The following is a 13,279-nucleotide window of genomic DNA, read 5'->3' on the forward strand; positions in this document are numbered from 1 at the left end:
TGCTCGGCGATGCCGACGTCGAAGGTGCGGTCCGGGAATGCCTTGTTGAAGATGTCGACGCCGGTGCCCGACGGCATCGCCGCGGTGATGGCGACGATCTTGTCGTCCTTCTGCGCTTCCTTGACGAGGCTCGCGCCGAACACGTTCTGGTAGGCCGGCGCATTCGGCTTGGCTTTGGCCTGGGTTCCGGTCGCGACGTCGAACTTGACGACGGCGTGGTACTTGTCCGCGGAGGCCTCCGCCGGGCCGTAGCCCTTGCCCTTCTGCGTCACGACGTGGACCAGGATCGGGCCGGTCTCCATGTCGCGCACGTTCTTCAGGACGGGCAGGAGGTGGTCGAGGTTATGGCCGTCGATCGGGCCGACATAGTAGAAGCCGAGCTCCTCGAACAGCGTGCCGCCGTCCATCATGAAGCCGCGGGAATATTCCTCGACGCGGTTGGCGCGGTTGGCGATGATCTTCGGCAGGCGCTTGTTGATCTGCTTGGCCGCCTCGCGCAGCGTGCGATAGGTCTTGCCGGAATAGAGCCGCGACAGATAGGCGCTCATCGCACCGACCGGCGGCGCGATCGACATGTCGTTGTCGTTGAGGACGACGATGAGGCGCGAATTCATCGCGCCCGCATTGTTCATGGCTTCATAGGCCATGCCGGCGCTCATGGCGCCGTCGCCGATCACGGCAATCACGTTGTTCTTGCCGCCGGCGAGGTCGCGCGCGACAGCCATGCCGAGGCCGGCCGAGATCGAGGTCGAGGAATGCGCGGCGCCGAACGGATCGTAGTCGCTCTCGCTGCGCTTGGTGAAGCCGGAGAGGCCGCCGCCGGTGCGCAGCGTGCGGATGCGATCACGACGCCCGGTGAGGATCTTGTGCGGATAGGCCTGATGGCCGACGTCCCAGATCAGCCGATCGCGGGGCGTGTCGAAGACATAATGGATCGCGGTGGTGAGCTCGACCACGCCGAGGCCCGCGCCGAAATGGCCGCCGGTCACGGAAACGGCGTCGATGGTCTCCTGCCGCAGCTCGTCGGCAACCTGGCGGACCTGTTCGACCTTGAGCTTGCGCAGGTCTTCCGGAGTCCGGATCGTGTCGAGAAGCGGCGTTTTGCTATATGCGTTCACAGCGAGTTCCAATTTTTCAGCCCCGGGAGATCATCCCGGCGCGAGATGGGTTTGCATAATATCGGCGCAGCGCGAGCCCTTAGAGTGTCGGAGCCTGTCGGCATCACCTGCACGGGACAAAATCCGACCCTTCAAAGCTAAGTGAGCCTAGGAGCGCTCCGGTTCAGTCTCTGTGATCTTTGTCACCCTGTTCGGCTGCACCCGTCCCAGCCAATTTCTTTAGCGATTTGAAGCATTTGGTGTCAGCAAAACGGTGCTGACGCAAAGCTCACAAAAAGCCACAGTCGGGCAGCTTTACACCAAAGCTGCCACTAAAGCCAACCCGTTGGGCTGCGCAGGGGTATGCAGTGCCGCCCCACGAGGCCGATTTGGTTAACCTCGGCTCCGGGCCGGAGGTTCCACGTCGCCGAGCTCGGTCGCGGCGTTTTTGTCGCGGGGAGCGGCGTTTTCCAGCTTTCGCCAGGCAAACTCGCGTGATGTGGCGTCGCCGGTCGCGACCGCCAGCGCCGCATCGGGGGCGGCCATCCGTTCCCGCAGCGGAACCGGGCCGCAGACGATCATGAAGAAGTCGTAGGCATGGGGCTGTTCATTGGCCATCACGAACTGGAAATGGACGCGGAAAAACTGCCAGCGAAACAGATTGTAGTGCTCGGGCGCGATGATCTCGCGGAAGCGCACCGGCACGATGGTCGGGTTGCGTTGCGCGGTCCCGACGTCGATGCCGTGGCCCTTGATCGGATCGAATTGGAAGAAGTTCATCACGTCCTTGCGCGCCTGGCAGTCGATCCAGTCGATCGACGGCTCGATCGCGAGATCGCGCATGTGATCGCGCAGGTGTTGGGCGGCGGCATGATAGCCGGCGACCGGCGTGTTGGCGCCGAGCGTGAGCAGCACCACGCGCGGTCCGTGGCGGCCGAGATCAGGATCGAGCTTGAGTGCGCGCGCCAAAATCTCGGTCGCGAGGAACGAGCCCGAGGAATGGCCGACCAGCACGATCTCCTCGGCGTTGCTCGCCGCGACGACCTTGCAGAGATGGGCGGCGAAACGGTCGATACGCTCGTCCCACAGCGGTTCGCGGCGATGCGCGAATTCCCAGGTCCAGATATGATCGCGCAGGAGATAGAGCGCGTAGGTCTTCTCTTCGGTGTACCGAAGCGCCATGCCGAGCACCGCGATGAACAGCGCGATGGCTGCAGCCACGCTGAAGAGCGTGGGGATGCCGACTGCGTCCAGGCCTTTCTGGAACACCCACGCAAAGGCGCCCACCCAAAGTATGTGCGCCAGCAGCACCAGATGCGGATAGGTGACGAAGGTCGCGAACCGCCAATTGGCCTTGCCGAAGCGGGCGATGGTGCCGTTGAACATCATCGTCCAGTAGATCAGCACGGCGTGGTAGACCGTGTCCCAGATCGGCTGTGCGAGGTCGCGCTGGATGTAGTCCTCAAACCTCAGGAAGTCGTAGGTCGTGCGGCTCTGCCAGTCGTCGGCCTTGGTCTCGATGCTCCAGGACGCGATCTCGCCGTCGCTGACGTTTTGTGGGCGGCCCATGCTGGCGGTGAGAGAATAGAGCCGGCCGAACTTGCGCAGCTCGGTGCGGAACATGCGGTAGTACTGCGCCAATCCGCGCGGATCGTAGCCCTGCACGTAGATGATATGGCGGTTCTGAACGCGCACCTGGAAAACCGTGATCCCCCGCGACCCCCCTTACGGCTCACATGAGCCGGAATCGGGCCTCTCTCCCTCATTGACGCGTTTTTCGACGCAAACCGCTGACATTTCACCCGGACCCGGAGCCCGGATCGCACCCGTTTCGCCTCTCGTCCGCCGGGACTATAGCAGGCCTGCGGGCAGGCCAAGAGCTATTTGCATCCCCAAAGCGGCGGCGTTCGGGCGCATTCCCGCAATAGTCTGAACGGCTTAGGGGCTGGGGAGACGAAGGGGCTACTGGACGTCGAGCGGCGCGGTGCCCGCGGCCTGACCGCTGGCATCCGTGGTGATCTTGTCGACGCGGGCTTCGGCCTGGCGCAGCAGTTCCTCGCAGCGGCGCTTCAGCGCCTCGCCACGCTCATAGATCGTAACCGACTCTTCCAGCGGCACCTTGCCGTCCTCGAGCCGCTTCACGATCGTCTCCAACTCCTCGATCGCGCGTTCGAACGAAAGCCTGGTGACGTCGATTTGGGTGTTTTCGGCCATTTCCGTTTCCGATTGCCCGCCCGCTTCGTGCGCTCAGGAAGCAGGATTTTACGGGCGCAATGTGGCGAGGAGCGTCAAGCGCCCATCAAGGCGCCGACATGCGCCGTAACAGATTCTTTCAGCCCTTGCAGATCATAGCCGCCCTCGAGCACCGAAACAATTCGCCCGCCGGCGGACTTGTCCGCGAGATCCATCAGCTTCCGCGTCACCCAGGCATAATCCTCGCCGCGCAGGTTCAGCGAGGCGAGGGGATCGCGGTAATGCGCATCGAAGCCCGCGGAGATGATCAGCAACTCCGGGCTGAACTTCGTGAGCTGCGGCAGGATCAGGTTCTCGAAGGCCGAGCGGAATTCCGGCCCACCGTCTTCGGAGGCGAGCGGCGCATTGACGATGGTGTCGTGATCGCCGCGCTCGCCCTTCGCGCCGGTGCCCGGAAACAGCGGCATCTGGTGGGTCGAGCAGTACATCACGGTCGGGTCCGACCAGAAGATGTCCTGCGTGCCGTTGCCGTGATGGACGTCGAAATCGACGATGGCCGCGCGCTTGATGCCGTATTTGCGCTGCGCGTGGCGCGCGGCGATCGCGACATTGTCGAAGAAGCAAAAACCCATCGGCTTGTTGATCTCGGCGTGATGTCCGGGCGGACGCACCGCGACAAAGGCGTTGCGGTGCTCGCCCGCCATGACGGCATCGGTTGCCGCGACAGCGCCGCCGACGCCGCGCATCACGGCTTCCCAGGTGCCCGGAGACATCGAGGTGTCGCCGTCGATATAGACCTGGCCGCTGGCCGGTGCGATGTGACGCAGCTCCGTGACGTAATGCTCGTTGTGGCAGAGCACGACCTGGTCGAGATTGCCCTCGGGCGCCTGGTCCCGCACCAGGAACTGGAAGCGCTCATGCGACAGGGCTTCCTCGACCGCGCGCAGGCGATCCGGCCGCTCGGGATGGCCCTCCGGCGTGACATGGTCGAGGCAGGCCTTGTGGCTCAGGAGAAGTGTGCTCATCAGCTCGTGCTCACGCAGGATGGTGCATTGACGTCGCTTGGCCCATCCGGTGCCAAAACGCAATGTAGGATTTTTGCCAGGAATGGCAAAGGCCGGCCTGTGGGCCGGAGTTTTGACCCAGATCAATTCAACCGGACAATGCGGGCCGGTGCCAGCGGCGAAACCGGGCTGGACGTCTTGAAATACGCAAACAGCGCGTCGGCATCATAGACACCCGTCTGGCGCGCCGTGCCCTGCGTGGCGACGGTAAAACCGTCGCCGCCGCTTGCGAGGTAGTCATTGACGGTGACCCGGTAGCCCGCCGCCGGATCGATCGGCTTGCCGTCGAGCATCATGCGATCGGCCAGCACGCGCGCGCCAAGCGGCTTTGAGCCGTCCCAGGCGTAACTGAAGCCGCGCGACACCTGGAGGACCCGCGGCCGCTTCGGGTCGAGCCATTGCTGTTCCAGCATGTCCTTGAGCTGCGCGCCGGTCAGCGTCTGCGTCACCAGCAGATTGCGGAACGGCTGGCTCGCAAAGACGTCGGCGAAGCTCACTCTGCCGTCGTCCTTGAAGACGATGTCGGTGCGGATGCCGCCGGGATTGGTGAGCGCGATGACCGCGCCGCCGTCTTTCAACGCTGACGTCGCCGCAAGCTGCGCGTCCGCGATGATGTCGCCGAGCGCGCTTTCGCCGGCCTCGTTCGGGACACGCGACAGCGTCTCTGTCACCGCACCTGCGGGGCGGCCCGCGATCGGGGCGGCCAGCCGGTCATAGGATTCGATCAGCGCCGTCTGCTCGGGATCCTTTGCGAGCGAGGCATTGGCGACGATGACGTTCTCGGCCTTGGCGCTGACGATGTCGCGCGTTGCCGGATCGAGCTTGAGATCGATGGCGGTGACCAGCGTTCCGTACTTGTCGCCGCTCGTCACCAGCCGGCCGTCGATGTCGCAGATATAGGCGCGATGGGTATGGCCGCTGACCACGACGTCGACCGCGCGGTCGAACCTTTTCACGATGTCCACGATCGGACCCGAGATGCCGGGGCATTCGTTGTAATCGCCGGTCGGCTCACCGCCTTCGTGGACCAGCACCACGATCGCTTCGACGCCGCGTGCCTTCAATTGCGGGACCAGCGCGTTCACCGTCTCCGCCTCGTCGCGGAATTCGAGCCCGGCGATGCCCGCAGGCGAGACGATGCCGGCGGTGCCCTTCAGCGTCAATCCGATGAAGGCGATGGGCACGCCGTCGAACTCCCTGATCTCATAGGGCGGCAACACGCTCTTGCCGGTCGCGGTCTCGATGGTCGAAGCGGCGAGGTAGTGAAATTTGGCGCCGGTGAAGGGATGCGGGCCCTGGCAGCCGTCGACCGGATGGCAGCCGCCGTTCTGCATGCGCAGCAGCTCGGCCTTGCCCTCGTCGAATTCGTGATTGCCGACCGAGGTGATCGCAAGGCCCATCATGGACAAGGCCTCGACCGACGGTTCGTCGTGAAACATCGCCGACAAGAACGGGCTCGCCCCGATCAGGTCGCCGGCCGCGACGAAGATCGTGTTCTTGCGACCCTCGCGCAATTGCTTGACCAGCGTCGCCATGTATTCGGCGCCGCCGGCGGCGACCATCACCTTCCTGGTCTTGTCCTCGGGGTCATTGATCCGGATGCCGCCCGGCGGCGGCCGCAGATTGCCGTGAAAATCGTTGATCGCGAGGATGCGCAGCTCGACAGGGGCCTGGCTCGACGCCGGGGTGGCAAGGCCAAGCGCGAGCCCAACAGTCAGCAAGGGAATGAACGGGAACCGCATGGAACCAGACTAGACGTTCCGCGCGAAGATTTCACGAAGCTTGTTGTTGCGACACCGTACCCTACCGCCGCCGCCGCATCACAAAGGCGTTGAAGGCCGCGATGGCCTCGCTCGACTTGAGCCGTTCGCCGAACAGATGGGCTTCCTGATCAATGCGGCGGGTGAGCTCCTCCGGCGCTGCGCGCAGCAGCTTGCGGGAGATCGCCACCGCCTCGGACGGCAGCTTGCAGATCTCGCGCGCCACCTTGCGGGCTTCGACTTCGGTGTGCCCCGGCGAGACCACGGTATTGACGAAGCCCGCCGTTTCGGCCTGCGCGGCCGAAAAAGTCCGTCCCATCACCAGCATTGCGAACGCGCGCTGATACCCCATGGTGCGCGGCATCAACAGGCTCGAGGCGCCGACCGGAATGAGCCCGAGATTGATGTAGGGCGCGGAAAAGGTCGCTGACGTCGATGCCAGCACATAGTCGCAATGAAACAGCATCACCGTGCCCATGCCGACCGAGGCGCCGTCCACGGCGGCGATGATCGGCTTGACGTTGAGCGCCAGCGAATAGAGGAATTTTGCTGCGTTCGACAGCGTCTCCGGCCGCGACGTGTCGGCCTTGAGGAAATCGTCGATATCGTCGCCGGCGGTGAACACGCCGGAGCCGCCGGTGATGATGATGCAGCGGATGTCGGGATTGTTCTGCACCGTGTCGATCGCGCGGCTCATCTCGCGATACATGTCCTGCGTGATCGCGTTCTTCTTGTTCGGACGGCGCAGGGTGATCACGCGCGTGGCGTGTTCCTCGGTCACGACGATATTGCCATTCGCCATCCGACAGTCCCCCGCGGCCGCCGCAGCGCCGTTGCCGCAGGCCATTTCGGTTCACAGCCTACATCATCTCGCCAATGTGCCAAACCTGAGCCGGCTGCTTTCCACGGTGGCGCAATGACGCGCAGAGAGATTTAGTAGCGCTACCATTGCACTGCACTTGCAGCGAAAGCGCGCAAGAACGGCTTCATTTACGAAGGTTTGGGATCGATGTCCGTGCAGACTGTCCGCCACGATGTCAGTAGCGCATACCACCCCCTCACTACCAGGGGTGGAACCGCCCGCGTGACGGCAGCCGCGAGGGCCTGCCTTACCCCAGCAACACCGCATCCGCCGCCGCGACCGACTCGGCGCTTTCTGTCACCGTTCGCTCCAGCGAGGTCGCCTGCACGGTGATGTTCTCGGCGAAGAAACGTGCCAGCGAGACGTAGCGCGGCGCTTCCGTGTTGCCGTCAGCCTTGGTCGCGAGAGCCTCGGCGGCGAGCATGCAGCCACCGAGCGTCGCGCCGAACTGCTGGAGATAGGGCGTGGCCCCCGCAAGCGCGTCGTTTGGCGCGGACGCGATCCGTTCCAACAGCCATTTGCTCGAACGCTCCAGCGAGCCGAGCGCCTCGCGCAGCTTCACGCCCGTGGTGCCGAAGGCGGGATCGTTGGAGGCTTCGACCTGCTTGACGATGCCGGCGAGCTCCGAGAGCAGCGCCCACACCGAGGCACCGCCATTGGCGCCGAGCTTGCGGGTGACGAGGTCGATCGCCTGGATGCCGTTGGTGCCCTCATAGATCGCGGTGATGCGGGCGTCGCGATAGTGCTGGGCCGCGCCGGTCTCCTCGATAAAGCCCATGCCGCCATGGACCTGGACGCCGAGATAGGCGACCTCGTTGCCGATGTCGGTCGAATATCCCTTTGCGATCGGCGTCAGCAGCGCGGCCCGCGCGGCGGCGTCGGCCCGCACCTTCGGATCTTTTGCGCGGGTCGAGACATCGATTGCGACAGCGGTGGCGTAGCAGATGGTGCGCGCGGCCGCGGTCTGCGCCCGCATCCGCATCAGCATGCGCTTGACGTCGGGATGCACGAAGATCGCATCCGATCCGTCGCCGGTCTTGCCGAGGGCGCGGCCCTGCTTGCGCTCCTGCGCGTAGGCCAGCGCCTGCTGATAGGCGCGATCGGCAACGCCGACGCCCTCGAGGCCGACGCCGAGGCGCGCCTGGTTCATCATCGTGAACATGCAGCGCATGCCCTGGTTCTCTTCGCCGATCAAAAAGCCGATCGCGCCGCCATGATCGCCCATGGTCATGGTGCAAGTCGGCGAGGCGTGCATGCCGAGCTTGTGCTCGACGCCGGAGGCATAGATGTCGTTGCGTGCGCCGAGCGAGCCGTCGGCATTGACCATGAACTTTGGAACGAGAAAGAGGGAAATGCCCTTGGTGCCGCCGGGCGCGTCCGGCAGGCGCGCGAGCACGAAATGCACGATGTTGTCGGTCATGTCGTGTTCGCCATAGGTGATGAAGATTTTCGTCCCTTTGATGCGATAGGTGCCGTCGGCCTGTTTCTCCGCGCGGGTACGCAGCGCGCCGACGTCGGAGCCGGCCTGCGGCTCGGTGAGCTGCATCGTGCCGGTCCATTCGCCGGTGACGAGCTTTTCGAGATAGATCTTCTTCAGCTCGTCGCTGCCATGCGCCTCCAGCGCCTCGATGGCGGAGGCCGTGAGCAGCGGGCAGAGGCCGAAGGCGACGTTGGACGCGCTCCAGATCTCGGTGCAGACGGCGTTGATCGCCAGCGGCAGGCCCTGGCCGCCAAAGGCCTCGGGCCCGGACACCGCGTTCCAGCCGCCGTCGGTCCAGCGCTTGTAGGCATCCGGCCAGCCCGGCGCGGTCGTCACCTTGCCGTCGTCGAGCTTGATGCCGTGCTCGTCGCCGACCTTGTTGAGCGGCGCGAGCACGTCGGTGGCGAACTTGCCGGCTTCCTCCAGCACGGCGGCGGCGATATCGGCGTCAAAGTCGCCGTAATGACCGGCCTCCAGCGCAGCCTTCAGGCCGGCGCCGTGGTTGAGCGCAAGCAGCATGTCATTGATCGGCGCGCGGTAGGTCATGGCATACTCCCCTGGACATTATTGGGGCCGTATTCCCATGAAACGGCCAAGGTCTCAACTGCCCGGAGGGCCGTACGCGCGGGCGGATGTGGAACGCACCGGCCCTATAATAAAGTGTGGCGCCGGGAGGGACCGAAGTGGTGCAATTTGCCCCGCCAGACTGTTGAAATGCCACGCTTCTCCCTATAGACCGGCTCCGTCCGAGGGATTTGCGCATACGCCGCCCCCGGGGTCGCGTTGGGGCGTAGCCAAGCGGTAAGGCAGCGGATTTTGATTCCGCCATTCGGAGGTTCGATCCCTCCCGCCCCAGCCAGTACTCAAGCTGTTCGATTCATTGTTGAAGCAGGTTTATTCCAGCCAAACTTTTGACGTGCATTTGGAAAAAGACTTTCTCATACCAATTCCAGAATCGCACTAACGACTTCTTACGCTGTCACATGGGCGTTCGTCGCAACATATACCTGGAACGCTATTTGGGAAGCTCTGCACTCCACTCGTCGTAGAATAGGTCATCAGGGCGAACAATCGGACAATCACTCGAAGCACGATCGGGTCCGGGCGTGGGTAGCTGAATGCGTCTGCCATTACGGCAAACCTACGTGGCACCAGGCGGCAGCGGGGAGTGGAGTGCGCGTCCGTTCGGCTGTGGCGACGGGTCGGCAATCTTGCGCCGCTTATTAGAAGGACCCACGCCGTGGGTCCTTCTGGATTGATGCGCCCACGACGCTAATTCTTTCAATCGAAGCGCCAGGCATCGAACCGCATCAGAGCGAGTCAGCGCCGTTTGGACGCGATTGGCATGTCGCTGGATCCAGCAGGCGCATAGCGCCCTCATCCATCATTTCAATAAATATCTCAAATTTCAAAGATCAATTTTACGAATGGCTGGAACTGGCGGAATATGACGCCATTCCGACGGTCGATGGCGCGTCGGCACGAATGAATGAGCTTGGGGATGACGCCCGCGACCTCGCTTGCGAGGACGATCGCGCATGGGGGGACTATGAAGCGAGTACTGAAGCTTTCCGCAATGATGCTCCTGGTCGGCGCGACCAACGGAGCGATGGCCGCAGAGAACGGGGTTACGAACTATCCTGCCGGCTCGCCTGGCATCTTTCTCGGTGCTTTCCCACCGATCCCAGGTCTCTTTGCGATCAGCCAGACCAACTACACGAGTGCGAACGGTCTCTATGATGGAAGCGGCAACAAGCTGCCCATTCCATTTCAGCTCTCGGCGGTTTCGGAGACCGCCAGGTTTCTTGCCAGCTATCCCGGCGAGCTCTTTGGCGCCCACGTCTATTCTCAGCTTGTTATCCCGTATGTGCACATCGACAGCTCCAATCCGGGCGGTACATTTCAGGCCAACGGTTTTGCAAACCTGACGGTTTCGCCGATGATCCTGCATTGGGCGCTGTCGCCGATGCAGAGTGTCACGCTCGGGCTGGATATCATGCCAAACACGGGCACCTACTCTCCGAATAAGCCCCTCAATGTGGGCACCAACTACACCACCATCTCACCGACCCTTGCCTATCGCTATGCCGATCCAAAAGGGTTCGAATTCGCCGTTGCGCCCCGACTGCTGATCAACGGAACGAACACGGAGTCGGTCAATCCGTTCACCCAGATGATGCAGCAATACAAGAGCGGCGATGCGCTGGTGGTGGATTTCAACGCCGGCTATAATTTTGGAAAGTGGAAGGCCGGCATCGTCGGTGGCTACACCCAGCAATATACCGACGATACGGTGAACGGGATCAAGGCATTCAATGCCGCGGGGATTCAGGATGGCAACCGGCTCCGGTCCCTGAACTTTGGGCCGTCGCTGTCCTACGATCTGGGGACCATGCAGATCAATCTGAACTACCAGCACACGTTCTATGTGGAGAACGGTACCAAGGCCGACACTGTTTGGGCCAATTTGGCATTCCCCATCTGGATGCCGGCACCGCCGCCGGGCGCCATACCCGGCAAGCACTGATCCGAGATCGCCCAAGGACCTAATCTGTACCGCGAATGGACATCAATAAGGAGCCGGCGCAAAATGCGCCTGCTTTTTTGTATCGAGCTACTGCACCTCGAGCGCGGCCGCCCGCATGGTATCGCGCAACCAGATCAGGCCGGCGTCATTCGAGCGGTAGCGGTGCCACTGCACGCATTGCTGCATGATCGGCAATGATACCGGCAGCTCGATGATGCGGATCGGGAGGCTTCGCTGCGCAAGTTTCGCGAGCCTCCGATGCAAGGTGGCAATGCGATTGGTTCCCACCACAAGATGCGGAATAGCGGTGAAGGCGTAGGTCGAGATCGCCTCGTTGCGCGTCACTCCGCTTTGCTCCAGATAGCGCGTCTCCAGGGATTGAGTCGCGATAGCCGGCCGCATCACAACATGGGATGCCTTTGTGTAGTCGCTGCGCGAAAGCTTTCCCCGAGCGAACTTCCCTTTGCTCCAGGCGATGGCGCAAAAGTCCTCCTCGACGATGACCTCCGAAGGGTGAAGTTTTGAGCTGAACTCCTGCGGGATGATGAGCAGATCGACGTCCCCGCGTTCCAGGGCGCGCTCGGGCGCCTGAACCTGCTGGAGGAAGTCGAAGCGAATGCCGGGAGCGATCGCTTCGCAACGCGCAAGCAGCGCCGGCACCAGGGTCGCCATGGTGTAGTCGGATGCCAGGATCTTGAAGCAGCGGTCGGACTGAGCCGGATCGAATTCCGACGTTGAGACGATCGTCCAGTCGACCCGGACCAGCAAATCCCTGATGGAATCCTTCAGCGCCTCGGCGCGGGGCGTGAGCTCCATCTTGCGCCCGATCTTCACCAGAAGCTCGTCATCGAAATAGTTGCGCAGCCGGAGGAGGGCATTGCTCATCGCGGACTGCGTCACGTTCACGCGTGCCGCCGCTCCGCTGACGCTGCGCAGGTGCAGCAGATGATCGAGGGCGACCAGAAGGTTCAGGTCGAACTTGTTGTTGAAGCGCATCGCGATGCCGGGTGATCCATTTATGAAATCAATATCTGGGATGTTAATAATCAATTTTTCAGAGGAGTTAAAGGGCGCTACCTGAGCATTGGGAAGAACGTCCAGGGGCGCCTCTCGTGCGCCGTGAGTAGGCTTATGTTCAGGTATTTTCCGACGAATTACGTCTGGAATCTCTCGGTCGATCTTGCGATCGAAATGGGAGCCAGGATCGGCGAGATCGAGGAAATGTGCGCGCCTCTGCAGGAGGCCGCGCGCCAGCCTGATGCCGCAGGTACGGCAGCCTTCCGCGAGACCTGGTCGCGTATGGCCGACAAGCTCTGCGGACTTGCTGCGGAGGATGAGGCGCGCGGACGGCTGCTGTCCGCGGGCGAAAAATACGGACGTGCCGCCACCTATTTGATCACCTGCGAGCGGCTGCAGGCCCACGGTGCGCCGGGCCGCCTCGAACTCTACCGCCGCTTTCTCGGCGTGTTCGCCAAGGGCGTCACCCTGGCGAGGGAGAATTGCGAGCGGGTCGAAATCCCGTATGAGGGCGCCCACATCGCCGGTCTTCTCGTACGGGCCGATGGCGTCGAAGGTCGGGCTCCGCTGCTGGTGCAGGTGAACGGGCTCGATTCCACCAAGGAGATGAAGTACCGCGTCGGGTTGCCGGCCTGGCTTGCCAGGCGCGGCATTTCATCGCTCGTGATCGACCAGCCGGGATCCGGCGAGGCGTTGCGGCTGCACGGCCTGACGGCCCGTTACGACAGCGAGCATTGGGCGAGCCGGGTCGTCGACTGGCTTGAGACGCGCGCCGACGTCGATCCCAAGCGGATCGGTCTGGAGGGCGTTTCGCTCGGCGGTTATTTTTGCCCGCGCGCCGTTGCCTTCGAGCCGCGCTTCGCCTGCGGCGTCGCTTGGGGGGCCAATCATGACTGGCGCGATGTGCAGAAGAAGAGGCTGCAGAAGGAAGGCAGCTTCCCGGTCCCGCATTATTGGGCGCACGTGCGTTGGGTCTGGGGCGCGAAGGATCAGGACGATTTCGAGAGGATTGCCGAGGACGTTCATCTCGACGGCATCCTTGACCGCATCAGGGTGCCGTTCCTCGTGACCCATGGCGAGAAGGACTCGCAGATTCCGTTGCATTGGGCCGAGCGCACCTTCGAGCATCTAGTGAACAGTCCGAAGCGTGAGCTCAAGGTCTTCACGGACCGCGAAGGCGGCGCGCAGCATGCGAGCTTCGACAACAGCATCAATGCGGGCCAGTACATCGCCGATTGGGTGGCCGAGACATTGAGCGGTTGCACCAGTTGAACGCCAG

10 protein-coding genes and 1 tRNA gene are annotated in these 13,279 nt (G+C 63.0%); 3 read left to right on the forward strand and 8 right to left on the reverse strand.

Annotated elements, in window-relative coordinates:
• From dxs to C2U70_RS14120, 7 genes are all read right to left on the reverse strand, one after another.
• A partial coding sequence (gene dxs / locus C2U70_RS14090) for a 1-deoxy-D-xylulose-5-phosphate synthase (protein WP_140978738.1) occupies positions 1 to 1,118 on the reverse strand: 1,118 nt, incomplete at its 3' end.
• A 372-nt stretch (positions 1,119 to 1,490) separates the two neighbouring features.
• Positions 1,491 to 2,792 carry a hypothetical protein gene (locus tag C2U70_RS14095; RefSeq protein ID WP_140978740.1) on the reverse strand — a complete coding sequence of 434 codons (1,302 nt, stop codon included), beginning with the start codon at positions 2,790 to 2,792 and terminating at the stop codon, positions 1,491 to 1,493.
• 267 nt (positions 2,793 to 3,059) lie between these two features.
• A complete protein-coding gene (locus C2U70_RS14100; protein ID WP_140978742.1) occupies positions 3,060 to 3,311 on the reverse strand; it encodes an exodeoxyribonuclease VII small subunit in 252 nt (83 codons plus the stop codon).
• A gap of 74 nt (positions 3,312 to 3,385) precedes the next feature.
• Entirely contained in the window at positions 3,386 to 4,315 is a 930-nt protein-coding gene (locus C2U70_RS14105; protein ID WP_140978744.1) for a histone deacetylase family protein, read from the reverse strand.
• A gap of 122 nt (positions 4,316 to 4,437) precedes the next feature.
• Positions 4,438 to 6,096 (reverse strand): bifunctional metallophosphatase/5'-nucleotidase, encoded by a 1,659-nt coding sequence (locus C2U70_RS14110; RefSeq protein ID WP_140978746.1) that lies wholly within the window; start codon positions 6,094 to 6,096, stop codon positions 4,438 to 4,440.
• 61 nt (positions 6,097 to 6,157) lie between these two features.
• Positions 6,158 to 6,916 (reverse strand): enoyl-CoA hydratase-related protein, encoded by a 759-nt coding sequence (locus tag C2U70_RS14115; protein ID WP_140978748.1) that lies wholly within the window; start codon positions 6,914 to 6,916, stop codon positions 6,158 to 6,160.
• Positions 6,917 to 7,223: 307 nt separating this feature from the next.
• Positions 7,224 to 9,002, reverse strand: coding sequence for an acyl-CoA dehydrogenase (locus tag C2U70_RS14120; RefSeq protein WP_140978749.1), 1,779 nt, complete (start codon positions 9,000 to 9,002; stop codon positions 7,224 to 7,226).
• Positions 9,003 to 9,240: 238 nt separating this feature from the next.
• Here C2U70_RS14120 and C2U70_RS14125 point away from each other — a divergent pair.
• Both C2U70_RS14125 and C2U70_RS14130 read left to right on the forward strand, forming a co-directional pair.
• A tRNA-Gln gene (locus tag C2U70_RS14125) sits at positions 9,241 to 9,315 on the forward strand.
• 690 nt (positions 9,316 to 10,005) lie between these two features.
• Positions 10,006 to 10,983: a SphA family protein gene (locus C2U70_RS14130; protein WP_186294259.1), complete on the forward strand. Its 978-nt coding sequence runs from the start codon at positions 10,006 to 10,008 to the stop codon at positions 10,981 to 10,983.
• 87 nt (positions 10,984 to 11,070) lie between these two features.
• On the opposite strand, the gene C2U70_RS14135 is transcribed toward C2U70_RS14130, so the two are convergent.
• Positions 11,071 to 11,979, reverse strand: a complete 909-nt coding sequence (locus tag C2U70_RS14135; RefSeq protein WP_140978753.1) for a LysR family transcriptional regulator — start codon at positions 11,977 to 11,979, stop codon at positions 11,071 to 11,073.
• A gap of 135 nt (positions 11,980 to 12,114) precedes the next feature.
• On the opposite strand from C2U70_RS14135, the gene C2U70_RS14140 reads away from it, so the two are divergent.
• Positions 12,115 to 13,272, forward strand: a complete 1,158-nt coding sequence (locus C2U70_RS14140) for an alpha/beta hydrolase family protein (protein ID WP_140978755.1) — start codon at positions 12,115 to 12,117, stop codon at positions 13,270 to 13,272.
• Positions 13,273 to 13,279: the final 7 nt, after the last annotated feature.

This window comes from Bradyrhizobium guangdongense (assembly GCF_006483445.1).
GTDB lineage: Bacteria > Pseudomonadota > Alphaproteobacteria > Rhizobiales > Xanthobacteraceae > Bradyrhizobium > Bradyrhizobium guangdongense_A.

Coding starts and splice junctions, on each gene's coding strand:
- C2U70_RS14140 (WP_140978755.1), top strand. CDS start 12,115: ATGTTCAGGTATTTTCCGACGAATTACGTCTGGAATCTCTCGGTCGAT.
- C2U70_RS14120 (WP_140978749.1), bottom strand. CDS start 9,002: ATGACCTACCGCGCGCCGATCAATGACATGCTGCTTGCGCTCAACCAC.
- C2U70_RS14135 (WP_140978753.1), bottom strand. CDS start 11,979: ATGCGCTTCAACAACAAGTTCGACCTGAACCTTCTGGTCGCCCTCGAT.
- C2U70_RS14105 (WP_140978744.1), bottom strand. CDS start 4,315: ATGAGCACACTTCTCCTGAGCCACAAGGCCTGCCTCGACCATGTCACG.
- C2U70_RS14100 (WP_140978742.1), bottom strand. CDS start 3,311: ATGGCCGAAAACACCCAAATCGACGTCACCAGGCTTTCGTTCGAACGC.
- C2U70_RS14115 (WP_140978748.1), bottom strand. CDS start 6,916: ATGGCGAATGGCAATATCGTCGTGACCGAGGAACACGCCACGCGCGTG.
- C2U70_RS14130 (WP_186294259.1), top strand. CDS start 10,006: ATGAAGCGAGTACTGAAGCTTTCCGCAATGATGCTCCTGGTCGGCGCG.
- C2U70_RS14110 (WP_140978746.1), bottom strand. CDS start 6,096: ATGCGGTTCCCGTTCATTCCCTTGCTGACTGTTGGGCTCGCGCTTGGC.